This window comes from Longimicrobium sp. (genome assembly GCF_036387355.1).
Classification (GTDB): domain Bacteria; phylum Gemmatimonadota; class Gemmatimonadetes; order Longimicrobiales; family Longimicrobiaceae; genus Longimicrobium.
This window is the reverse complement of the sequence record NZ_DASVTX010000462.1, coordinates 1-23563: the sequence shown is the minus strand read 5'-3', so window position 1 is coordinate 23563 and position 23563 is coordinate 1. Positions and strand designations below refer to the sequence as shown.

Genomic DNA, 23563 nt, shown 5'->3' with positions numbered 1-23563 from the left:
CTGGAAGCGGACGGGAAAGGGCGCCGTCGCCGCGAACGCACGCACGACGGCCTCGGTTTCATCCGTGGAGCGGTCGTCGCACACCACGAGTTCATGCGGAAGCCGCGTCTGCGCCGCCAGGCTCGCGAGCTGCTCGGGAAGCCAGCGCGCGCCGTTGTACGTGCACAGCGCCACCGACACGCGCGGCTCCTTTCCCCGTTCCTTTCCCAGCTCACTCATCCGCGTTCGTATAGAAGGGATCGTCCCCCGTGCCCCACCGGTCCAGGAGGCGCGCCGCGGCGGCGGGCTCGTCACGCACCGTGCGCGAAACCGATTCCAGGTGGTAGAGCCGCGCGTGCGGGGTGAACAGCACGCGGTACCCGGCCTCGCGGACACGAAGGCAGTAGTCTACGTCGTTGAAGTTGACGGGATACGACTCGTCGAAGCCGCCAAGCTCCCCGAACACCCCGGCACGTGTCATCAGGCAGGCGCCGGTGACGGCCGACCAGTCGCGCACGGACAGCAGATCGAAGCCCCGCCCGGGGTGCTCGGGGAGCACGGCGCGGTACACGTGGTCCGCGTCGCCGCGGTGCAGGTATACCCCCGCGTGCTGCACCCGCCCGCCGGGAAAGTACAGCTTGGCGCCCACCGCGCCCACGTCGGGCCGGGCCGACAGTTCCAGCAGCGCCCCCATCCAGTCCGGCGAGCGGACCTCGGTGTCGTCGTTCAGAAACACCAGGTGCTCGCCCGCGGCCGCGGCCGCGCCCATGTTCATCTTGGCCGCCACGTTGAAGGGGCCGGCATACGAAATCCACCGCACCCGCGCGCCCGCCGCCGCGTCCACGGCTGCCCGCGTCTCCGGCCGCAGGTCGCCGTTGTCCACGCACACCAGTTCCCAGCGCGGGTACGCGGTCAAGCCGGCGATGCTCCGCACGCAGTGGGCGAGCAGGTCCAGCGTGCGCCCACCCACCACCCGCGTGAGCCCCGCGGTGGGAACGACAATGCTGACCAGCGGCTCGCCACCCACCGGATGACGCACCCGGTGCACTCCGGGAACAGCGCCGCTCTCCACGCGGCTTCCGGGAAACGCACGCGCCAGGTGGCCGTCCAGGGCCCGCGCGGCCCCCGCCGCGTCCTGCGCGAGTGCCAGCGCCCGCCAGCCGAGCGCGCGCCGCGGCGCCGTATGGTACAGCACGTCAGGCACGTGCTCCACCGCCCCGCCACCCTCGGCAATGCGCAGGAGCAGGTCGTACTCATGCGCGCCCTCCACCCCGGCCCGCCATCCCCCGAGCGCGCGCGCCTCCGCGGTCCGGATCGCGCACAGCCTCCGGACGTACGGAAAGGACCGCAGATAGTCGGGCGACCACGCCGGCTTGCGGAACGCGGCGCGGCGGGTGCCGTCCTCGCGCAGCCGGTCCTCGTCCGTGTACACCAGCACCGCGCGGTGTCCCCGCGCGCGCACCGCCGCGACCGCCCCGGGGGCCAGCTCGTCACCCGGATCGATGAGGGCGACGAACGTGCCCCGCGCCGCTTCCAGGCCGCGGTTCAACGCCTCCGCCACGGAGCCGGCCGTTCCCGGGTGCAAGATCCGGACGCGCGGGCCCGCAGCGGCGGGCGCGCCGCCGCTGGAGAGCAGGAGCGCCTCCCAGCCCCCGGCGTGCTGTGCCTGGAGCGATTCCAGCGTCCGGCGCACCGCCTGCGCCGATGCATCCGGGGGAACGACGATCAGAAGCGACAGCACCGGCGGGGCGCCGGCGGCATCCTCCTGCGGTGGCCCGGCGGCGGCCGGGTGCGGCGCGGGGTGATCCACCCCCCCGTTCGCCCGGCCCGTCGGCGAAGACGACGCGGAACGCAGCCGGCCCGCCAGCCGGGCAATTGCGCCGGCGCCGCCGAAGAGCCGCAGGTACGTCCGCGCGAGCTGCGCCAGTTCCGCGCGGGGGAGGGCGAATGCCAGCGCGGGGTGCGCCCACACCGCAACGGCCGACGGGCCTGCCGGACCGGACAGAACGATCTCCACCTCGCGTCCCGCAAAGCGCCGCAGCGCGGGGAACACCCGCGTCCATGCTCCCCGCCCCGAAAGGCGGAGGCTCCACCGCCGCCGGAGCGGCACGCCGTCATCCACGGTGCGAACTTCCATCCAGGCGGCCGCGCCGCGCGAATGCGCCTCGCCCCCCGCGTCCCCCGCGCGGACGAGCGCGTGCAGCCGGGCGCCGGCCGGGATCTCCAGCCGGCAGGAGAGCGTGCAGCCCCCGGGGACAAAGAGGGCGAAGGCGGACCGCCCGTCCACGAACACTTCCTCGTCCCAGGGCCCCTCGCCCTCGCCGGACGAGGGTTCCCAGAGCAGCGGGGCGAGCGAGTCCCACCGGTAGGCGCGCGCCAGCCAGGCCGCGCGCAGTCCGGGCGCGAGGCTCATCCGGGGTCCGCGGCGGAGGCTTCGGCCCCCCACGTCAACCGCCGCGCGGCCGCGCGGCCCTGGGCGGAGAGGGCCAGGTATTCACGGGTGCGGTTGTCGGACACCAGCAGGTTCTTCTGTGCGCACATGCGGAAGGTACAGCTGCGCGCCCACTCCTCCGGTGCGTACGCCACTCCGTCTGCCCCCACCACCCGCACGCCGAGCCCCATCGCCTGGATCTGGCGCGTCATGCTGTCGCGCCCGCTCTCGAACGCGAGCGCGTCCAGCTTGGACCGGATGGGCCCGCAGCGCAGCCGAAGCATGACCTCGCGCCGCAGCATGAACGCGTTGGAGCGGAGGTGCGGGTTGGGGAACGGCGCAAAGGCGGCCCGGGCGCGGCGAAGTTCCCGCCGCTGCGCAAGGTACCGCCGGATGCCGGCGCGCTCGCGCCGGCGCACCCAGCTTCCGCCCACGTGCAGCAGAAAGCGGTGCCCCGGCGCGCAGTCGCGGCACAGGTTGGCGTAGCGGCTTTCCCAGGAACCGGTGGCGCCGGCCACTCCCACCCCGGGGGCGCGGGCCACGTCGTACAGGCGGGCCAGCCATCCCTCCGCGAGAGGCTGGCTGTACGAGTTCAGAAAGCACAGGAACTCGCCGTCCACTTCCCTCGCGGCCTGAAAGTACGCCGGGATGTCCTGCATCGGCACGGGCGTCTCCACCTCGTCGTGGTCGATGCCGCCCAGCAGCCGGCGGAAGGGCTCCCGCTCCTGCCCGCTTCGGAAGCCGTTGTAGATGATCGCCAGGCGGTGCTCCACCCCCGCCGGAAACCGGCGGTACGACGCCAGAAACTCCGCCAGGGGCTCCGTGCCCAGCGGCGCCCACACCAGGTGCACCACCCGGACCCCGGGCGCCGGCCCGCCTGCCCGCGCCACGCCGGTCAGGGCTCGAGAAAGGCCGCGGGGGACCCCATGGGGAACAGCGGGTCGCCGCGGTAGGCCGCGCCCCAGCGCGCCGCGAACTGAACCAGTTCGGCCGGGCGGACGCCGTGCTCGTTCGTCACTTCCCGCGAAACCGACTCGAAGTGGAACAGCTCGGCAAACGGCGTAAAGACGACGCGGTATCCGGCCGCCCGGACCCGCAGGCAGTAGTCCACATCGTTGTAGTTGACGGGGAAGTCCGCGTCGAACCCGTTCACTTCGCGAAACACGCCGGCCCGCGTCATCATGCACGCGCCCGTGACCGCCGAGTAGTTCCGCGGCGCCGACAGCTCCGGAACGTTCGCCTCGCCCGCGCGCGGAATGTTGTAGTGTACGTGGCCGGGGGCGGCGTTGGGGGCCAGGGCAACCCCGGCGTGCTGAATGGAGCCATCGGGAAAGCGAAGCTTGGCGCCCACGGCACCGATCGGCTCCTGCTGGGAATACTCCAGCATCGCCCGCAGCCAGCCCGGCGTAATGACCTCGACGTCGTCGTTCAGAAAGAGCAGGTGCTCGCCGGCGGCGTGCGCCGCGCCCAGGTTCATCTTCTCCGCCACGTTGAACGGTCCGGCGTACGCGACCATGCGGAGGGAGACCCCCGACGCGTCCAGCACGGCCACAGTTTCCGGCCGCAGGTCGCCATTGTGCACGACGACAACCTCGTACGCCGGGTACTCCCCCGCGTCCGCGATGCTCTGCACGCAGTGCGCGAGCAGGTCCAGAGGCCGGCCGGCCACCGTGCGCGTCATTCCGGCCGTAGGAATGACGATGCTCACCAGCGGAGTGCCGCGCACCTCGAACCGGACGCCCCGCTCCCCCGCCTCACCGCGCGGCCGGCGCCCGGCGGCCGCCTCGCGCGCCAGGTGCTCGTTCACGGCCCGGCGAAACTCCGGGCGCGCGTGCACCGGGACGCCCCCGGCGCCGCCCCGGCGAACGTACAGCAGTTCGGGGAGGTGGCGAATGGGGGCGCCCCGCTCGGCCAGGCGCAGGAGCAGGTCATAACCGCGCGCGTCGCCGGGTTCCGTGCGAAAGCTCCCGGCTTCACGGGCGGAGGCGTGCCGGAAGCAGCAGAAGCCCCCGGTGTACGCGTCGAACAGGATGGTGTCGGGCGACCAGTCCGGCTTGAGCACGGGGCGCATCCCCGAACCTTCGGCCACCATCTCGTCGGTGTACACGACGTCGGCGGCGGGGTCGGCCGCCAGGGATTCCGCCACCCGGAAGAGCGCCGCGGGAGACAGCTCGTCGCCGGGAGGCACGAGGGCGACCCACTCCGCCCCGGAGGCGTCGGCCACCGCCTGAAGCGACGGCTCGCCGCTCCACGTGGTCACCCGTGGGTCCCGGACCGCCCCGGCGGCGCCCGCGTGGGGGGCGCTCTTCTGGGGCACCAGGTACAGCGTCCAGTGGGGGTAGCTCTGGCGCACGGCGGAGCGGATCGTGCGCGCCGCCGCACGGGCGTCGGTCCCGGAGAGGGGCACCAGGAGCGCGAACGTGGGAACCGCGGTCAGCGCGGGCACGCGCCGGCGCTGGCGGCGCAGTTCCAGGCGGGTAAACACTCCCTTGACCATGGGCCGCAGCGGCCCGGGGATGAGCCCGCGCGCCGAGGCACTCCGCCCCAGTTCCTGCAGCCGTCCGGCCATGCCGCGGGGCACCGGCTCAGCCTTCCCGCTGAAGCACCAGGACCACCTCTTCGCCCGCAAGCATGCCCGCCGAGCGCAGCGCGCCCTCGGCGCGGGCGCCCACGGCATCCCACACGGCGCGCGGCGGGCGGCGCAGCCGCTCGCCCGTGAGTCCCGCCCGCACGGCGCGCGAGTGCCTGAAGTCGCTCACGACGTTCGGGGCCGCGCTCGACAGGCGAACAACGGCCAGCCCCGCGCGCCTGGCCGCGGCGGCGAGAGCGCGTCCGGGGGGGATCACGAGGTGGCGCGGCGGATCCCAGTTGAACCACGCGGAGCCGAACACGCGCGCCCCCAGGGACTCGGGGTTGGGATACAGCAGCACGGCCCGTCCGCCCGGCGCCAGCAGTTCGTGAATGCGGCGCAGCGCGCCCCGGGGATCGTCAAGGTGCTCGAACACGTGGCTCAGCACCACCAGGTCAAAGGACCCCGCGGGCAGGTCTACCGCGCGAAAGTCGCCCGTCTGCACGGGGCAGCCGCTGGTGCGGCGCCCCACCTCGGCCGCGGCCGGATCCCACTCCACTCCCTGGGCATCGTACCCGGCCAGCCGCAGCCGCGCGAGCAGCTCGCCCGCGCCGCACCCTACGTCCAGTGCGCGCGGTGTGCCCGGGCGCCGGGGAAGCAGCTCGTCGCGAAGCCCGCCGAACGCACGCTCCCGCACGGCGCGGTTCCCGGCCAGCAGCCTGCCGGCCCAGCCCAGGCCGCCCGCCGCGGGGCGCCCCTGTACCGCGGCCTGCACCGCGCCCCGCAGCTCCCGGAGCCCCGCGCGCGTCGCGCCGTCGGCCGATACCGGGGGCGGCGTCACGTGGGTGCCGTACTCGCCGGGATAGCAGAGCGGAAGGTCCTCGCCCACCACGCGCGGATCCTGGTACACCGTCCGGCAGGCGGCGCAGCGGCGGTAGGTGAACTCGCCCGGCGTTTCGTGCAGCCGGTCGGGCGCCGCGAACAACACCGGCGCCTCCGTGCCGTCGCACAGCGGGCAGGCACCCACGGGCGCAGTACGGGGCGTGGCTCCGGAGGGTTGAACTGTCGTATCGGTCACGTGCGCGATCCGTCCCACTTGGTTGTCCTGCGTTCTGGCCCCCGCGAAACACGACTCTCGCGCGCGGGGCCGGGGGCGCCGGTCAGCGGGCCCCGGCCGGGGCGTGCGCGTCGTTGCGCCACCACCGCACCACGTCGTCCAGCCCGGCTTCCAGAGAAAGGGCCGGGCTCCACCCCACTTCTCCGCGGAGGCGGCTCACGTCGGCCGTAAGCGCCGCGGGATCGCCCGGGGCCGCGGGCAGCGCGCCGAGCCGCAGCAGGTCGGGCCTGCCCGCGCGAGCCGCGAGGGCCTGCACCACGTCACGAAGTGCGACCGGCTCGCCGGAGCCGATGTTCACGGCCCCGCGCACGTCGCTGTCCAGCAGCGCGGCAAAGGCATCCGCCGCGTCGGCCGCGTGCAGAAAGTCGCGCACCTGCATGCCGTGCGAGCACGGCGCCGGCTCGCCGCGGAGGAGCGCGCGCGCGACCGACGCCACCAGCCGCGCCGGCGGCTCGTGCGGGCCGTACAGCAGAAAGATGCGCCCCCACGCGGCGCTCATCCCGCTCTGCCGCGCGTATGCCTCCACGACCTGGTGCAGCGCCAGCTTGCAGGCGCCGTACAGCGTGGCCGGCACCGTGGGGGTCGATGCTTCGGAACAGAGTCCGTGCCCCCACTCGTACTCCGCGCAGGTCCCGGACAGAACGGCGCGCTCGCCCCCCGCTTGGCGAAAGGCGCGCACCAGCTCCAGTGAGGCGGCCACCCAGCGAAGGTTCTCGGGCGAGTGCCAGAACTTTCCGTGCTCCACGTACCACGCCAGGTGCAGCAGGTGCGTGGGGCGAATCCGGTCCACCAGCCGGCGCGCCGCGTCCCCGTCCAGCAGGTCCGCGGCGTGCCAGGCCACCCCCTCCGCGGCCGGTCCGGGGGCGCGCGCGACGGCGTGCACCTCGAAGCCGCGCCGGGCCAGCGCCGCTCCGGCGTGGCGTCCGACGAAGCCCGTGGCGCCGGTCAGCAGAACCCGGCGGCTCACGGCGTGTAGTCCGGGTACGCCCGGTCCCGCGCCGATATGACCCGCGCCTCGGCCGCCGGCCACCGGATGCCGAACGCCGGGTCGTCCCAGCGCACCCCGCGCGACGAGGCCGCGTGGTACGCGGTGGAGATCTGGTAGAACACCTCGGTGGCATCTACCAGCGTCTGGAACCCGTGCGCGAAGCCCTCGGGCACGTACAGCGCCCGCCGGTTCTGCGCCGAAAGCTCCACCGCGGTCCACCGGCCGTGCGTGGGCGAGCCCGGGCGCAGGTCGATCACTACGTCCACGATCGCGCCCGCCGTGCACCGCACCAGCTTGGCTTCCGCGTGCGGCTCGGCCTGAAAGTGCATTCCGCGCAGAGTGGCCGCGCGGGCGTTGTAGCTGACGCTGCACTCCGGAAAGGCGTCCCGCAGCCCCCGGCGGCAGAACTCGGCGGCGTCGAAGGTGCGCGCAAAGAAGCCCCGCTCGTCCTCGATGCGCTCCGGCTCCACGATCCAGGCGCCGGGCAGCTCCGTCTCGGTGAAGATCACGCCGCCCCCGTCACACCACGCGCAGTTCGGGGATGGGCACGATGAAACGCCCGCCGCCCCGCCGGTACTCCGCCTGCTGCTCCAGGATTTCGTCGGCGAAGTTCCAGGTGAGCAGAAGCACGTAGTCCGGGCGCCGCTCCCGCAGCGCCTCGGGCGCCTCGATGCGCAGGTGCGTTCCGGGCGTGTACCGCCCCTGCTTCACGGTGCTGCGGTCCACCATGAAGTCCAGCGTTTCGCGGCCGATGCCGAAGTAGTTCAGCAGCGTGCTTCCCTTGGCCGACGCGCCGTACGCGGCGATGCTGCGCCCCTCGCCCTTGAGGCGGGCCACCAGCGACGTGAGCTCCTGCTTCAGCCGCTCCACCCGCCCCGCGAAGCCCAGGTAGAAGTCCGGACGGTCGACGCCCCACCCCTGCTCCTCGGCCAGCAGCGCACGCACGGCGTCCGTCGGCTCCGGCGCCGACCCGGCGGGCGTGGCGAACACGCGGAGCGAGCCGCCATGGATGGGCAGCCGCTCCACGTTCCAGATCACCAGGTCGTGCCGGCGGAAGAGCCGGTCCAGCGCGGCGAGCGAAAAGTAGCAGAGGTGCTCGTGGTAGATGGTGTCGAACTCCGCGCCGTCAATCATGTCCTTGACGTAGGGGAACTCGATGCAGGTGGTGCCCGTGTCCTTGAGCAGCGCACGGAAGCCCTGCACCACCCCGTTCAGGTCGGCCACGTGCGCCAGCACGTTGTTGGCGTGGATCACGTCGGCCCGCACCCCCTCGCCGGCCAGGCGCGCAGCGGACTCGGCCCCGAAGAAGTCGTGCACGGTGCGCACGCCCCGCTCCTCGGCCACGCGGGCGATGTTCCCCGCCGGCTCCACCCCCAGCACCGGCACCCCGGCCCGCAGGTAGTACTGCAGGAGGTAGCCGTCGTTGCTGGCCACTTCCACGGCCAGGCTGTCCGGCCCCAGCCCGCGCTCCGCCACCAGCCGGCCCACGATGGTTTCGGCGTGGCGCAGCATGGTCTCGGAGAACGACGAAAAGTACAGGTACTCGCCAAACAGCTGCTCGGGCGGGACCGTTTCGGTGATCTGCACCAGCGAGCACGCCTCGCAGAACACCAGGTCCAGCGGATACGTGGGCTCGGGCCCGGCCAGTTCCGCCTCGGTGAGAAGCGCGTTGGCCAGCGGCGTGTTCCCCAGCGAGAGCACGGGAAGCAGGCGGTCCGAGCCGCACGCCCGGCACCCGCTGATGGTTCCGCTCGCCACCGGAGCCGCGCCGGAGGAGGGCGCCACCGCGCCGCTCACGCGGCCTCCTTCAGAAACTCGCGGTACCACGCCACGGTGCGGCGCAGCCCCTCGTCCAGGGTAAAGAGCGGGCTCCAGTCCAGCATACGCCGCGCCTTTTCGGCCGACAGGTACTGGTGGCGGATCTCGTGCTTCGCCTCGTTGCGCACGTCCGGCTTCAGATCGGAGCCCATCTCGTCCAGAATGCTCTGCACCAGCTGCAGCACGGGAACCTGGATCTCGTTGCTGAAGTTGAATGCGTGGCCGTTCACCGACGGGTCCGACGCCATCTTTTCGGCCAGCAGCATGTAGGCGGCGGCGCCGTCTTCCACGTAGAAGTAGTCGCGGATGAAGGTGCCGTCGGAACGGATCACGGGTGCCTGCCCGCGCATGACCGAGCGGATGGTGCCCGGGACGATGCGGTTCCAGTTCAGGTCGCCGCCGCCGTAGAAGTTGCCGCACCGGGTGATGGTGACGGGAAGCCCGTACGTGTTGGCGTACGACTGCGTGATCAGGTCGCTGCACGACTTGCTCACGTCGTACGGATGCGTCCCCTGAAGCGGCGTGCTTTCGTCGTAGGGCAGCGTGTCGCATTCGCCGTACGCCTTGTCCGACGAGGCCATGACGATCTGCTTTACCGACGGGCTGCGGCGGCACGCCTCCAGCAGCGCCCAGGTTCCCTGGATGTTGCTCTCGAAGGTGCTCACCGGGTTGCGGTTGGCGATGCCCACGATGGTCTGCGCCGCCAGATGAATGACCGTGTCGATCTCGTACTCGCCCAGGGTGCGCTCCAGCAGCGCCTGGTCGCACACGTCGCCGCGCACCGTCTTGACCTTGTGAAAGAGGCCGGTGCGCACCATCTCGCTCTGGGGAACCCAGTCGCGCACCAGGCACACCACGTCTGCCCCCGCTTCAACCAGGCTGCGCACCAGCCAGTTGCCCACCAGCCCGGTGCCCCCGGTCACAAAGGTGGGCCTGTCCTGCCAGAACCCGCTCATTCCCAGACTCTCCACGGCGCGTCTCCGCGCTCCCAAAGCGATTCCAGGAGCTTCTTGTCCCGGATGGTATCCATGCACTGCCAGAAGTTCTCGTGGCGGTACGCCGCCAGCTGCCCGTCCTCGGCCAGCCGCTCCAGCGCGTGCGCCTCCAGGATGGTGTCGTCGCCCTCCAGGTAGTCGAACACCCCGGGCTCCAGCACCATGAAGCCGCCGTTGATCCACCCTTCGCCGATCTGCGGCTTTTCGGTGAACTCGGCCACCAGGTCGCCCTCGAACACCAGCCCGCCGAAGCGGGCCGGCGGCCGTACGGCGGTAATGGTGGCCAGCTTGCCGCAGCGGCGGTGAAACTCCAGGAGGCGGCCCAGGTCCAGATCGCACACCCCGTCGCCGTACGTGAGCATGAAGGTGCCCCCGTCGCGAAGCTGCGGCTCCAGCCGCTTCAGCCGGCCGCCGGTCATGGTCTGCGCCCCGGTGTCTTCCAGGTGGATCACCCAGTCGTCGCACTCGCGGTTGCGCGTCTGCAGCTGCCCCGAGCAGAAATCGATGGTGACGCTGCCGTTCAGGGAGTAGTAATCAAGAAAATACCGCTTGATCGCCTCGCCCTTGTACCCCAGCGCGACGTAGAACTCCTTGAAGCCGTGGTGCGCGTACTGCTTCATGATGTGCCACAGGATCGGCCTGCCGCCGATTTCCACCATGGGCTTGGGCTTGACCTCGGTTTCCTCGGCGAGGCGGGTCCCAAGCCCGCCCGCAAGCAATACGACCTTCATTGGCTGTCGGGGGCTGCGTGGGCGCCGCCCGCGGCGGAGCCCACCTCGTACATCGCTTCAAAGAAATAGGTCTGCACCGGCGCTTCGCGCAGGTACAGCTGGCGCCAGTGCGCGGGGATGGGGTACTCGTCCTGGCGGATCACCACGCCGTCGCTGTTGTTGTGGCTCACCCACCACTGTTTGCTGTAGAACCATCCGCGCGTCAGCCGGTCGATCAGGTCCACGTACGCCTGGATCTGATCGCGCGTCATCTCGTGCAGCGACGAGATGTTGACGAACAGGTCAACGCTCTTGGACGGCAGCATCGCGGCCTGATGCGGGAGCAGAAACGCGATGTCGGCGGCCTCGAACTCCTCGCGCACGTCCTCGAACCGTTCAAAGCAGCGGAACCCGAACACCTTGCGATCCGGCAGCACGGCGGTAAGGTATCGCTGCGAAACCTCGAGGGCCGGCGGAATGTCCACGACCACATACCGGCACCCGGGCACCGCCTGCACGAATACGTACGCATCGCGTCCGTACCCGGCCCCCAGCTCGCAGATCACGGGACGCGTGCCCTGCGCGGGCCGAAAGTGTTCGCGCATGGCGCTGTACTCCAGAACGGAGTTGGCCAGGTCCTGCGAGATCAGCTTGCCGCCCATGCGGAACGGCAGCGGATTGCCTTCCGCGGGTTCAGCGAGTCGCTTCAGCAGCCCCTCACCGTCGCGCGACTCCGCGAACTTCCAGAGCATCCGCGTAAACAGGCTCTGCGACGCAAAGGCCCGCCGCGGCAGGTCGGTTCCCGGCACGTACGCGAGCGCCCCGGCCAGCAAGCCCGGCCAGGCATGGAGCGGTGTGTTCCGGACCAGAAACTTGAACTGCGCGTCCTCACGCCCGATCAGCCACGTGAAGTAGTTCCGGGCGAGAGTGCGCTTCAGATTCTCAAACCCCTCGGTCTCAAGCTGCTGCCGGTTCCGGTCATTGTGGTACTCCCAGAATTTCGATGGCAGGTACACCGGGTTGCCGTGAGCCATGCACTCCAGCATCAACTGCGAAGAAACCGTCATCGGGGCTGTTTCAGGTTCAAGGTCTCCCTCACCGCCGCGGCGGGGGCGAACTGCGTCGTCCAGCGGAGCAGCGGCCGCACCGCGCCAGGAAGCGGCCCGGCATACGAGCCCCGGGCGGAATCGCCCTCCAGGCTGTCCACCACCTGCAGGGCTACCGCGTCGCGCTCATGAAAGTGCACCGTGACCGGGTCCAGGGTACTGAGCGCCACGCTCACCACCAGGGCGCCTTCGGCCAGCAGGTTGCCCGGGATCCACGCGGTGCTGGTGTAGCGGCCGGCCGGCCGCGGGGTGTCGCGCCAGGAGGGGTCGGTGTCCACGGCCACGAACACGCATACGCCCTGCTCGTTGAACACGTGGTAGTTCGGCGCAAGCACGTGCCCGGGGGTCAGCACGTCGAACTCCATGCCGATGCCGGCGGGCCTGCGGATGTCGATCGCCTCGCGGGTATGCCCCGCCTCGTCGTGCACACGGACGGCCCGCAGGCGCGCAACGCCGTCTCCCGGTGCCTGCGCGGGGTCGTTCCAGCGGCGCTCGGCCGTGGTTCCCAGCCCCGACTGGAGGTAGGCCTGCAGCACGGTGGACGTGGCCCCGTGCGCCAGCACGCCGCCCTGGTCCAGAAGCAGGGTGCGCCCGCACAGGCGCGAAACCGCGGCCATGTCATGGCTCACGAACAGGACCGTGCGTCCCTCGTGGGCCACGTCCTCCATCTTCCCCAGGCACTTCTTCTGAAAGCTGGCGTCGCCCACCGCCAGCACCTCGTCGATGATCAGGATCTCGGGCTCGAGGTGCGCGGCCACCGCAAACGCCAGCCGCAGGTACATGCCGCTGGAGTACCGCTTCACGGGCGTGTCGATGAACCGCTCCACCCCCGAGAAGTCCACGATTTCGTCGAACCGGCGCGCGATGTACTCGCGGTCCATGCCAAGGATGGACCCGTTCAGAAACACGTTGTCGCGGCCGGTGAGCTCGGGATGGAACCCCGTGCCGACTTCCAGAAGCGAACCCACGCGGCCGTACACGTCCGCACGGCCCGTGGTGGGTTCGGTGATGCGGGACAGGATCTTGAGCAGCGTGCTTTTCCCCGCGCCGTTCCGGCCGATGATGCCGAGCGCTTCGCCATGCCCGACTTCGAACGACACGTCGCGCAGCGCCCAGACCGTCTCATGGGGGCGGGAACGCAGTCCGCGGAGGGCACGGCGCCCCGCGCCGGACAGGGCCTCGCGCAGGGATCCGCTGCGCTCGGCGGCGGCGCCGATGCGGTAGCTCTTGCCCAGGCCGGTGGCCCGGATCGCGGTGTTGGACATGCGCGCCGCCTCAGGCCACGTCCGCGAACACCCGCTCGGTGCTCCGGAAGTAGAGCGCGCCCGCCACGAGCATCAGCAGCCCCATGCCGCACGACACCGCCATCATCCCCCAGTTCACCGACCCGGTGCCAAGCAGCACCGCGCGGAACCCCTCCACCACGCCCACCATGGGGTTGAGCGCGTACAGGAGCCGGAAGCGTTCCGGCACGAGGCTGGCCGGGTACAGGACGGGCGAGGCGTAGAGCCAGACCTGCAGCAGAAAGGGCACGACGTGCTTGACGTCGCGGTACTGGATGTTGAGCGCCGAAAGCCAGCACCCCACCCCCGCGGCGGTCAGCACCATGATGCTCACCAGCACCGGCACTACCACCAGCGCCAGCGGCGAAGGCAGGATGCCGTAGGCGAGCATCACCAGCGCGAGCAGGGCCAGGCCCACGACCAGATCCATCAGCCCCGCGATCACCGGTGCCAGCGGAATCACCAGGCGGGGAAAGTACACCTTGGTGATCAGGTTGGTGTTGGAGATCAGGCTGTTGCTGGAACCGGTGAGCGCCGTGGAGAAGTAGGTCCACGGAACCAGCGCGGCCAGGGCAAAGACCGGGTAGGGCACGCCGTCGGAAGGCACGCGCGCCAGCATCCCGAACACCACGGAGAAAACCACCGTGGTGAGCAGGGGCTGCAGCAGCGCCCAGGCGGCACCCAGCACCGTCTGCGCATAGCGAACCTTGATGTCGCGCCAGACCAGGAAAAAAAACAGGCCCCGGTAGGCCCAGAGTTCGCCGGCGCCGATGCGCGGAAACCGCCCGGACGGCGCAATCACCAGGGAGGGTACCCGTCCTCCGCGAGGCTGCGCCGGCTCTGCGCCCGGAAGCGGCATGGCATGGGTGTCTACGGTCATACCTTCACAATGCAGGAAGGGCGCGTGCGCCCTGGATTCTCCGACGACAAATCCCGGTGCGCCGGGCAGATAGCCCGCCGGGCGCAGCCGGGAAAGATAGCAGAGGGCTGGGGGGCGATCAACCCGAGACCCCCGCCCCCCCCAGCGCGCCGTGGTCCGCCATCACCAGCCGAAGCCCGTCGCGCCAGTCCGGAAGGGCGATCCCGAAGTCCGCGGCGATGCGCCCGTTGTCCAGCACGGAATACCCCGGGCGCACCGCCGGGGTGGGAAACCCGTCGGTCCCGATGGCCTCCACCCGGGCCGCCGTTTCCGGCAGGTACCCGCGGATGGCTTCCGCGAACCCGTGCCAGCTGGTTTGTCCCGCGGCGGTCAGGTGGTACACGCCGGAGGGCCCGCCGGCGCCGCGCCGCGCCAGAATCAGCGCGGTCGCCTGCGCGATCATGCGGCTCGACGTGGGCGCCCCGACCTGGTCGGCCACGACCCGCACGTGCTCGCGTTCGCCCATCAGCCGCAGCATGGTGAGCAGGAAGTTGCGGCCCCGCGCCCCGTACACCCAGGTGGTGCGCAGGATCAGGTGGTCGCAGCCGCTGGCCTGAATGGCCCGCTCCCCCTCCAGCTTCGATCGTCCATAGACGTTCAGGGGCGCCGGCGCGTCACTTTCGCGGTACGGCGCGCGACGGGTACCGTCAAAGACGTAGTCCGTGGAGTAGTGCACCAGGGTGCACCCCAGCCGCCCGGCTTCCTCGGCCAGCACGCGCGGAGCTTCGGCGTTGGCCGCGAACGCGGCCTCCGGCTCGGCCTCGGCGCGGTCCACCGCCGTGTACGCAGCCGCGTTCACGATCCACCCGGGCCGGTGGCGGCGCACCAGGGCGCGCAGGGCCGCCGGGTCGGAGAGGTCGGCGCCGTCGCGGCCCAGCGCCGTGACCGGGCCCAGCGGCGCGAGCGCGCGCTCCAGTTCCCACCCTACCTGGCCCGCCCGCCCCAGCAGCAGGATTCCGCCGGCGCTCACGCAGCCTCGGGAGCGCCGAACAGCGCCTCGGGCGCAAGGTCGCGCAGCCGGGGCGCGTCCGCGTCCTTGGCGGCCAGCACCGGCGCCGCCACGGGCCAGACGATCCCGACGTCGGGGTCGTCCCAGCGCAGCGAACGCTCCGCCGCCGGAGTGTACGGGGCCGTGCACTTGTAGGAAAAGACCGCCGTGTCGCTGAGCACCGCGAAGCCGTGCGCAAAACCCGCCGGAACCCACAGCTGGTGCCCGTTCTCCGACGAAAGCTCCACCCCCACCCACTGGCTGAACGTGGGCGAGCCGCGGCGCAGGTCCACCGCAACGTCAAAGACCGCGCCCTGGGGAACGCTCACCAGCTTTCCCTGCGGCGACGGATTCTGAAAGTGCATGCCCCGCAGCACGCCCCGGCGCGAAAACGAAAGGTTGTCCTGCACGAACGGGCCCGGGATGCCCAGGGCCTGGTAGCGCTCGCTGCTCCAGCTTTCCACGAACCAGCCGCGGTCGTCGCGAAACACTCTGGGCTCCAGCAGCAGAACCCCTTCCAGACGGGTCGGCCGCACGTTCATCGCCGCGCCCCTCCGGCCACCAGTTCCCGCAGATACTGCCCGTAGCCGGACTTGCCCAGTGGTTCGGCCAGACGCAGCACGTCCTCGTCCGAGATCCACCCCCAGCCGTGGGCGATCTCCTCAGGACAGGCGATCTTGAGCCCCTGCCGCTCTTCGACGGTCTGGATGAAGTTGGACGCCTGCGCAAGGGACTGGTGCGTCCCCGTGTCCAGCCACGCCATGCCGCGTCCCAGAATCTGCACCTGCAGCTGTCCGCGCTCCAGATACCAGCGGTTCACGTCGGTGATTTCCAGCTCGCCCCGCGGCGAGGGACGGAGCGCGCCGGCCACGTCCAGCACCTGGTTGTCGTAGAAGTACAGCCCGGTGACGGCGTAGTGCGACCGGGGCTGCGCGGGCTTTTCCTCGATGCTCACGGCGCGGCCCGCGGCGTCGAACTCCACCACGCCGTACCGCTCGGGGTCGCTGACGTAATACCCGAACACCGTGGCGCCCGGTGCCGGCGCGGCGGCCTGCTGCAGCGACTCGCTGAGCCCGTGCCCGTAAAAGATGTTGTCGCCCAGCACCAGGCACACGGACTCGCCGCCCACGAACTCGCGGCCGATGACGAACGCCTGCGCCAGCCCTTCGGGGTGCGGCTGCTCGGCGTACGACAGCGACATTCCCCACTGCGATCCGTCGCCCAGCAGCCTGCGAAAGAGCGGCAGGTCGTGCGGGGTGGATATGAGCAGGACCTCGCGGATCCCGGCCAGCATCAGCGTGCCGAGGGGGTAGTACACCATCGGCTTGTCGTAGACCGGAAGCAGCTGCTTGCTCACCGCGTGGGTGATGGGGTACAGCCGGGTTCCGCTCCCCCCCGCCAGAATGATCCCCTTCACGAGGCCACCCGCTCGCCCAGTCGCTCCATCCGGTAGGCGCCCGAAAGCACCCGCTCGCACCACTCGGGGTTGTCCAGGTACCACTTCACCGTGCGGCGCAGCCCCGTCTCGAACGTTTCGCGCGGCCGCCAGCCCAGTTCGGCGGTGATGCGCGATGCGTCGATGGCGTAGCGCTGGTCATGACCGGGCCGGTCGGTGACATGGCGGATCAGCGCTTCGCGCGGCCCGATCGCCGGGTCGGGGCGCAGTTCGTCCAGCAGCGCGCAGAGCCCCTTCACGACGTCCAGATTGCGCCGCTCGTTTCCACCGCCGATGGCGTAGGTTGCCCCGACCCGCCCCCGCTCCAGAACGGTGATCAGTGCGTCGGCGTGGTCGTCCACGTACAGCCAGTCCCGCACGTTTTCGCCGCGGCCGTACACCGGCAGCGGGCGGCCGGCGAGCGCCGACAGCACCATCAGCGGAATCAGCTTCTCGGGAAACTGGTAGGGGCCGTAGTTGTTGGAGCAGTTGGTGACCACGGTGGGAAGGCCGTAGGTATGGTGCCACGCCCGCGCCAGGTGGTCGCTCCCCGCCTTGCTCGCCGAATAGGGCGAGTTGGGGCTGTACGGCGTCTCCTCGGTAAAGTACCCCGTGGCGCCCAGCGATCCGAACACCTCGTCGGTCGACACGTGCACGAAGCGGAAGTCCTCCCGTTCGGCCCCGCTCAGCGTCGTCCAGTACCGCCGCGCCTCTTCCAGAAGGACGAACGTACCCACCACGTTGGTCTGAATGAACTCGCCGGGACCGTCGATGCTGCGGTCCACGTGCGACTCCGCCGCCAGATGCAGGACCGCGCGCGGCCGGTGCTCGTCAAAAACGCGCCGCAGCGCCCGGCCGTCGCGGATGTCCACCCGTTCAAACACGTGGCGGACGTCGTCGGCCACGGACGCGAGCGAATCGAGGTTCCCGGCGTACGTGAGCAGATCGACGTTGATGACTCGCGCACCGCGCTCCGCGACCAGCTTGCGGACAACGGCCGAGCCGATGAAGCCCGCTCCGCCGGTGACCAGAATGGTATCGGACATCTCTTGCATGGGTAGTTGAATTTCACCCGGGTGTCCCCGCACCGGGCTCAACCCCGGCCGGAAGGTTCGGTGCCCGGCCGTGCGGGGCCGCGGGCGGCGCCCCGTCGCGCGCCGCCGAACAGTTCGCTCCACGCGGCGAAGAAGGGCGCATTCGCGGGGTTGCGGCGCGCCACGGCAACGCCGTGCAGGGCCAGCGCGAACGCGGCTCCCAGCACCAGCCCCAGCATCAGCCCGGTGGACGCGGCCCGGGGAAGCGAGCCCGTGGGCCCGGGAACCTGCGCGGCGTCCAGCACCGTGAGCACCGGAAGGTCGTTGCTGGCGTTCAGCTGCGCCTCGGCCAGCGCCGAGGTGAGCGCCTGAAACACCTGCGCCTCCTGGCTGAGCTGGCGCTCCATGCGGGCGGCGGCCACGCGCACCTCGCCGCCTTCCCCGAAAGGTACGTAGACGGGGTTGCCGCTGCGCCCGCCGGTGATCCGCCGCAGCTGGGCCCGCCGGGTCTCCAGCGCCGCTTCGGCCTGGGCAAGCTGGGGATTGCCCGGAGCCAGGGTCCGGCGCAGCCGCGCGGCCTCCAGCTCCGCGTTGTCGATCTGACGCTGCAGTTCGGCGGCCGCGCTCAGGGTCTGCCGGGCCTGCTCCCCGGCGTCGGGCGTTGCCCGCCGGCGCTGCTCGTTCACGACGCGGTCTTCCACCGCCACCAGCCGGTCCCGTGCGGTCGCCACCTGGCGCTCCAGGTACTGCTGCCTGCGCAGGGCCGCGTCGGCGCTCACCTGGGCCATCAGCTCGTTGAGGACGGCCGGGTAGGCGTTGGCGATGGTGGCGGCCAGGCGCGGGTCGCGGGCGCTCACCTGCAGCCGCACGCTTCCATCGGTGCCCCGCTGCACCCGGACCCCCTTGGCCACGATCTTCCCTACGACGGCCTTCTGCTCCGGGGTGCGCGCGACGCGCTGCGTCACGGAGTCGGCAAGGGTGCGGCTGGTGAGAATGACGCCCAGAATACGGTCGCTGGGCGCGCCGCCCAGCCCACCCAGCAGGCTGGCGACGCCGCTCGGCAGCTGCGCGTTGAGGCCGCCACCGCCCTGTGCGGCGGCGAAGGGGACCATCAGCGTGCCGGCGACGTAGCGCTTGGGCATCACCAGGGAAGCGGCGGCCGCCGCCAGGGTGGTAAGCAGGGCAACCCCGGCCACCAGTTTCCAGCGGCGCAGCAGCACCGCGGCCAGGTGCAGCGGCGCGAAGCCGCCCGAACCCGGTTCACGCGCGTCCACGCGCCCCTCCACCGGCGGGGATGCGTCCGCAAAGGTGCTCATTTGCGAAGCTCGCGCAGGGTGAGGAAGCTCAGGATCAGCCCGGAGACGGTGGTGACCACGACCTGCACCGTGCTGATGGTGCGCAGCGGGTCCACCCGCCGGCGCACCGGAACGACGATCTGGTCGCCCGCTTCCAGGCGCTGCACGTCGCGGGCGTCCATCCGGGCCCCGAGCCCCACACGGATCACGGTCACTTCTCCGCGGGAGGCGCGCCTCGCATAGCCGCCCGCCGCGCGCACGTACTCCTGGATGCCGCGCCCGGGAACGAACTCCACCACACCGGGCCGGAGCACGGCACCCAGAACCGTGATGTCGGTCCCGCGCTCCGGAACGTGGAGCGCGTCCCCGTCCTGCAGCGTCAGGTCCAGCGCGTCCTCCCCCTGCTCGAACAGCCGCCGCATGTCCACCACCACCACCGACCGGTCCCCCTGGGTTCCGGCCGCCAGCACCCGGCGCTCCTCGTCGCTGAGCAGTTCCGGAGGAGATTCGCGAAGCTGCCGGAGCACAAGCGGTTCGGCGGTCCGGAGCTGCCGGCGCAGAACGGCGTCCGCCAGCGAGGCACGGTCCGTGAACCCGCCCGCCATGGCCACCAGCTCACGCAGCGTGGTGGTGTCGCGGCGAATGGGGTACCGCCCCGGGCGCAGCACCTGCCCGGCGACGGAGGCCGACCGCTGCTCCTGGAAGTTCGCCAGCTCCGCCACGTACACGGCGTCCGAAGGCTGCAGCCGGAACCCGGCGCCCCCCGCCCCGGTCGCCTCCGCGCGCGAGAAGACGAAGAACTCGCGGGTTTCCTGGCCCGTGAACCGGCTCACCCGCACCGTATCGGCGGCGTTGGAGGGAAAACCGCCTCCCCCGTTCACCACGGCCAGCAGCCCCGCCAGCGTCTCGCCGGCGCGGTATTCGTACGTGCCGGGAAAGTACACCCGCCCGAATACCTGGACCGAGCGGTCCGCGGTGGGCACCACCAGGACGTCCCCCTCGCGAAGGGTGGGATTGGCCGCCAGGTCGCCCGCCTGCCGGAAGCGCACCAGGTCGGCAATGGTGGAGTCGCCCGCCGCGTGCCGGATGATCACGTTGCGCACGGTGGACGGGCCGTTGTCCGGCGCCACCAGGTCGCTCACGCGGGTGGCCGGGGTCGCGGCACGCGCGCCCGGCCTGGCCACGCTCCCCACCACGAACACCCGGAAGCGGCGCGCGGACGCAAGCGTCAGATTCACCGAAACGCCCTGGTAGAAGCGCAGCACCAGGTCGCGCACCCGCGCCTGCGCCTCGTCAAGATTCAGGTTCAGGACCCGCGTCACGCCCATCTCCGGCACCACCAGGGCGCCTTCGGGACCCACGGGAACCTCCCATACCCGGTTCAGGTTGCCGGTCACGGACACCGTCACCACGTCCCCGGGCCCCAGCCGGTACTGCGCCCGCGACACGGGAGCATCCAGCAGCGCATCGTCCGCGGCCGCCACGGGACGGCGCACCTGGGGCTGCGCCGGTGGCTGCGTGGCCGCCGTGTCCTGCGCGCGGGCGGGCAGCGCCCGGACCGCGGAAAGCAGGGTGAGTACAAGCAGCGCGCGCCTCCAGACCGGCCGCTGCGCGCCCGGGGAGGCAATTCGATTCGTAAACGTCACGACATTCCGCGGTTCAGATTTCAGCGACGCGGCCCGCCATGAATGCGGGCCGCGTCGCGTGTGCATGCCACCGGGCCGGCGCGGGGCCGCTCACCCCGCGGCGGCGCTCCCCAGGGTCCTCGCCGATGACCCTTCCGCCTCCACCAGCCGCCGGAAGTGGGGAATGGTGCGGCGCAGCCCTTCTTCCAGCGGCACGCGCGGCTCCCACCCCAGTGCCTGCCGGGCCAGGGTGATGTCGGGGCGGCGCACCTTGGGGTCGTCTTCCGGAAGCGGCAGCTGCTCCAGCCGCGAGGTGCTTTCCGTCATCCGCAGCACCAGTTCCGCCAGCTCGCGCACGGTGAACTCGCCCGGGTTGCCGATGTTGGTGGGGTCCACCCGGTCCGAGAAGAAGAGCCGGAAAATGCCGTCCACCAGGTCGTCCACGTAGGTAAACGAACGAGTCTGCGATCCGTCACCGTAGATGGAGATGGGATCGCCCCGGAGCGCCTGCACGATGAAGTTGCTCACCACCCGTCCGTCCCCGGGACGCATGCGGGGCCCGTACGTGTTGAAGATGCGCACGATGCGCGTCTGCACCCCGTGAAAGCGGTGGTACGCCATGGTCATGGCCTCGGCGAAGCGCTTGGCTTCGTCGTACACGCCGCGCGGGCCCACCGGGTTCACGTGCCCCCAGTAGCTTTCCGGCTGCGGATGCACCTGCGGATCACCGTACACCTCGCTGGTGCTGGCCAGCAGCAGCCGCGCGCCCTTGGCCTTTGCCAGGCCCAGCGCCTTGTGCGTGCCCAGCGACCCCACCTTGAGCGTGGGGATGGGCTGCTCCAGGTAGTCGATGGGGCTGGCGGGCGAGGCAAAGTGCAGCACCCCGTCCAGCGGCCCCTCGACGTACATGTAGTTGGTGACGTCGTGCTGCACGAACTGGAAGTCCGGGCGGCCGATCAGGTGCGCGATGTTGTCCGGGTGGCCGGTGATGAAGTTGTCCATCCCCACCACCGTGTGCCCCTCGGCCAGAAAGCGGTCGCACAGGTGCGAGCCCAGGAACCCCGCGGCCCCGGTAATCAGAATGCGCATCGGGTATCCCTTCAGGCGACGCGGGCGGCCGGCGCGGCCGCGGCCGCACGCGGCGGGCGGCCCACGGACACGTAGTGAAAGCCCAGGTCGCGCATGCGCGCCGGATCCCACAGGTTGCGCCCGTCAAAGATCACGGGCTCGCCCAGCTGCGACAGCACCCGCGAAAAGTCCGGGTTGCGGTACGGCGCCCACTCGGTCAGCACCAGCAGCGCGTCGGCGCCCTCCAGGCAGTCGTAGTTGTGCTCGCACAGGGTGAGAGCGCCCCTCTGCAGCAGGTCGTTGAAGTAGTGCTCCGCTTCGTGGCCGGCTTCGGGGTCGTGGGCGCGCACGCGCGCGCCGCGCTCCACCAGCCCGCGCACCACCGTAAGAGAGGGCGCCTCGCGCATGTCGTCGGTTTCAGGCTTGAAGCTGAGCCCCCACACGGCGAAGGTGCGGCCCGAGAGGTCGCCGCCGAACCGCTCGGTCACGCGGTTCAGCAGCAGCTCCTTCTGGGCCCGGTTCACCCCCTCCACGCCGTCCAGGATGGCGGCGTCCACCCCGGTTTCACGCAGGGTGTGGATGAGCGCCTTGACGTCCTTGGGAAAGCAGCTGCCGCCGTAGCCGATGCCGGCGAACAGGAACCCCGGCCCGATGCGCTCGTCCGTGCCGATCCCCTGCCGCACGTGTGTAACGTCGGCGCCCACCGCCTCGCACAGCCCCGCGATCATGTTCATGAACGAGATGCGGGTGGCCAGCATGGCGTTGGCCGCGTACTTGGTGATCTCGGCGCTGGCGATGTCCATGAACAGAATGGGGTTCCCCGTGCGCACGAAGGGCGCGTAGAGCTCGCCCAGCTTTTCGCGGGCGTACTCGGAGTCCACGCCGACCACCACCCGGTCGGGCTTCATGAAGTCCAGGACCGCGGCCCCTTCCTTGAGGAACTCGGGGTTGGAGCACACGTGCACGGTGCGGCCGGTGTGGCGCGCCACCGCGGCGCGCACCTTGGCGGCCGTCCCCACGGGCACGGTGCTCTTGGTGATCACGATCTTCTCCGGCCCGTCCTCCGGCATGTTGCTGCCGATGGTGTCGGCCACCGCCAGCACGTGCTTGAGGTCGGCCGAGCCGTCCTCGCCCGGAGGGGTGCCCACCGCGATGAAGATGATCTCGGCGCCCGCCACGGCGGGACCGACCTCGGTGGTAAAGGTCAGCCGGCCCTCGCGCAGGTTGCGCTCCACCAGCGGCTCCAGCCCCGGCTCGTAGATGGGGATTTCGCCGTCATGCAGGCGCGCGATCTTTCGCGCGTCCACGTCGGCGCAGACCACGTCGTTCCCCGTCTCCGCCAGGCAGGCGCCCACCACCAGCCCCACGTATCCCGTCCCTACCACCGCTATGCGCATCACGCGTTCTCCGTAAACGTGCTCGTAACACCCGGCCCTGCGAGGCCGCCAAGATAGTCGCTGGCGGCCCGGTACGAAAGCGCGCCCCGGTACGGGGCGGGCCCGGGGCTCAGCCCACCAGAAGCGGAACCGGGATGGCGCGCTCCGGCCCGCGCGCGGCGCGGCGCGGCACCCCCGAAAGCCCCACCACCCTGGCGCCCTGCGAGACGGCGGCAACCACCCCGCGGGTGTCCACCACCAGCCGGGCGTGCCGGGCCACGCGGCCGTAGTCCACCCCGCCGTGGTCCGTCACCACCACCACGATGTCGGCCGCGTGCAGCGCCTCGTCCGTCAGCTCCACGCTGCGCAGCGGCAGCCCCTTCAGCGGCGTGTGGCCGTCGTCGGCGATCTCCGGGCAGTACGGGTCGTGGAACTCCACCCGCGCCCCCTTTTCCTGCAGCAGCTGGATGATGTCCAGCGCCGGGCTTTCTCGCAGGTCGTCGATGTCCTTCTTGTACGCCACGCCCAGCACCAGCACCCGGCTGCCGTTGACCGCCTTGCGGTCCTGGTTCAGCGCGTCGGCCACTTTGCCCACCACGAAGCCCGGCATCTCGGCGTTGATCTCGCTGGCCAGCTCGATCATCCGCGTCTTGAACGCCAGCGTGCGCATCTTCCAGCTCAGGTAATGCGGGTCCAGCGGGATGCAGTGCCCGCCCAGCCCCGGACCGGGGGTGAACTTCATGAAGCCGAACGGCTTGGTGGCCGCCGCCTCGATCACCTCCCACACGTCCACGTTCAGCCGGTCGCACGCCTGCGCCAGCTCGTTG

Annotated in this window: 22 protein-coding genes; all 22 read right to left on the bottom strand. The window is 71.1% G+C overall.

What is annotated here, in order from left to right; all coding sequences use genetic code 11:
• Positions 1-219: glycosyltransferase (locus tag VF665_RS20125; protein ID WP_331055253.1), on the bottom strand; the 219-nt coding region annotated here is incomplete at its 3' end.
• The gene (locus VF665_RS20120) at positions 212-2392 is read right to left on the bottom strand and encodes a glycosyltransferase (RefSeq protein WP_331055252.1); all 2181 of its coding nucleotides are present in this window, start codon (positions 2390-2392) and stop codon (positions 212-214) included. The genes VF665_RS20125 and VF665_RS20120, both read right to left, overlap by 8 nt.
• Positions 2389-3300 (bottom strand): hypothetical protein, encoded by a 912-nt coding sequence (locus VF665_RS20115; RefSeq protein ID WP_331055251.1) that lies wholly within the window; start codon positions 3298-3300, stop codon positions 2389-2391. Before VF665_RS20115 ends, VF665_RS20120 begins: the two co-directional genes overlap by 4 nt.
• 5 nt (positions 3301-3305) lie before the next feature.
• Complete coding sequence (locus tag VF665_RS20110; RefSeq protein WP_331055250.1) at positions 3306-4979, bottom strand: glycosyltransferase family 2 protein; 1674 nt, start codon at positions 4977-4979, stop codon at positions 3306-3308.
• 16 nt (positions 4980-4995) lie between these two features.
• Entirely contained in the window at positions 4996-6057 is a 1062-nt protein-coding gene (locus tag VF665_RS20105; RefSeq protein WP_331055249.1) for a class I SAM-dependent methyltransferase, read from the bottom strand.
• 82 nt (positions 6058-6139) lie between these two features.
• Complete coding sequence (locus VF665_RS20100) at positions 6140-7063, bottom strand: NAD(P)-dependent oxidoreductase (RefSeq protein WP_331055248.1); 924 nt, start codon at positions 7061-7063, stop codon at positions 6140-6142.
• Positions 7060-7593 carry a dTDP-4-dehydrorhamnose 3,5-epimerase gene (rfbC, locus tag VF665_RS20095; protein ID WP_331055247.1) on the bottom strand — a complete coding sequence of 178 codons (534 nt, stop codon included), beginning with the start codon at positions 7591-7593 and terminating at the stop codon, positions 7060-7062. The genes VF665_RS20100 and rfbC (VF665_RS20095) overlap by 4 nt, the downstream gene beginning before the upstream one ends.
• Positions 7594-7603: 10 nt before the next feature.
• Positions 7604-8881 carry a class I SAM-dependent methyltransferase gene (locus VF665_RS20090; RefSeq protein WP_331055246.1) on the bottom strand — a complete coding sequence of 426 codons (1278 nt, stop codon included), beginning with the start codon at positions 8879-8881 and terminating at the stop codon, positions 7604-7606.
• Positions 8878-9858, bottom strand: a complete 981-nt coding sequence (locus VF665_RS20085; protein ID WP_331055245.1) for a GDP-mannose 4,6-dehydratase — start codon at positions 9856-9858, stop codon at positions 8878-8880. The genes VF665_RS20090 and VF665_RS20085 overlap by 4 nt, the downstream gene beginning before the upstream one ends.
• On the bottom strand, positions 9855-10628 hold the full coding sequence (rfbF, locus tag VF665_RS20080; RefSeq protein WP_331055244.1) for a glucose-1-phosphate cytidylyltransferase: 774 nt from the start codon (positions 10626-10628) through the stop codon (positions 9855-9857). Before rfbF ends, VF665_RS20085 begins: the two co-directional genes overlap by 4 nt.
• Entirely contained in the window at positions 10625-11674 is a 1050-nt protein-coding gene (locus tag VF665_RS20075) for a putative sugar O-methyltransferase (RefSeq protein WP_331055243.1), read from the bottom strand. Before VF665_RS20075 ends, rfbF begins: the two co-directional genes overlap by 4 nt.
• A complete protein-coding gene (locus tag VF665_RS20070; RefSeq protein WP_331055242.1) occupies positions 11671-12978 on the bottom strand; it encodes an ABC transporter ATP-binding protein in 1308 nt (435 codons plus the stop codon). The genes VF665_RS20075 and VF665_RS20070 overlap by 4 nt, the downstream gene beginning before the upstream one ends.
• Positions 12979-12988: 10 nt before the next feature.
• Positions 12989-13798 (bottom strand): ABC transporter permease, encoded by an 810-nt coding sequence (locus VF665_RS20065; protein WP_331055241.1) that lies wholly within the window; start codon positions 13796-13798, stop codon positions 12989-12991.
• Between the two features lie 196 nt (positions 13799-13994).
• Positions 13995-14885, bottom strand: a complete 891-nt coding sequence (rfbD, locus tag VF665_RS20060) for a dTDP-4-dehydrorhamnose reductase (protein WP_331055240.1) — start codon at positions 14883-14885, stop codon at positions 13995-13997.
• Positions 14882-15445 carry a dTDP-4-dehydrorhamnose 3,5-epimerase gene (gene rfbC, locus VF665_RS20055; RefSeq protein WP_331055239.1) on the bottom strand — a complete coding sequence of 188 codons (564 nt, stop codon included), beginning with the start codon at positions 15443-15445 and terminating at the stop codon, positions 14882-14884. Before rfbC (VF665_RS20055) ends, rfbD begins: the two co-directional genes overlap by 4 nt.
• On the bottom strand, positions 15442-16320 hold the full coding sequence (rfbA, locus tag VF665_RS20050) for a glucose-1-phosphate thymidylyltransferase RfbA (protein ID WP_331055238.1): 879 nt from the start codon (positions 16318-16320) through the stop codon (positions 15442-15444). Before rfbA ends, rfbC (VF665_RS20055) begins: the two co-directional genes overlap by 4 nt.
• Positions 16317-17384: a dTDP-glucose 4,6-dehydratase gene (gene rfbB / locus VF665_RS20045; protein WP_331055237.1), complete on the bottom strand. Its 1068-nt coding sequence runs from the start codon at positions 17382-17384 to the stop codon at positions 16317-16319. Before rfbB ends, rfbA begins: the two co-directional genes overlap by 4 nt.
• A 47-nt stretch (positions 17385-17431) precedes the next feature.
• Positions 17432-18688 carry a Wzz/FepE/Etk N-terminal domain-containing protein gene (locus VF665_RS20040; protein ID WP_331055236.1) on the bottom strand — a complete coding sequence of 419 codons (1257 nt, stop codon included), beginning with the start codon at positions 18686-18688 and terminating at the stop codon, positions 17432-17434.
• On the bottom strand, positions 18685-20313 hold the full coding sequence (locus VF665_RS20035) for a polysaccharide biosynthesis/export family protein (RefSeq protein ID WP_331055235.1): 1629 nt from the start codon (positions 20311-20313) through the stop codon (positions 18685-18687). Before VF665_RS20035 ends, VF665_RS20040 begins: the two co-directional genes overlap by 4 nt.
• 90 nt (positions 20314-20403) lie before the next feature.
• Positions 20404-21381 (bottom strand): UDP-glucuronic acid decarboxylase family protein, encoded by a 978-nt coding sequence (locus VF665_RS20030; RefSeq protein ID WP_331055234.1) that lies wholly within the window; start codon positions 21379-21381, stop codon positions 20404-20406.
• A gap of 11 nt (positions 21382-21392) precedes the next feature.
• Positions 21393-22757 (bottom strand): UDP-glucose/GDP-mannose dehydrogenase family protein, encoded by a 1365-nt coding sequence (locus VF665_RS20025; RefSeq protein WP_331055254.1) that lies wholly within the window; start codon positions 22755-22757, stop codon positions 21393-21395.
• A 109-nt stretch (positions 22758-22866) separates the two neighbouring features.
• The coding region (locus tag VF665_RS20020; RefSeq protein ID WP_331055233.1) for a nucleotide sugar dehydrogenase at positions 22867-23563 on the bottom strand (697 nt) is incomplete at its 5' end.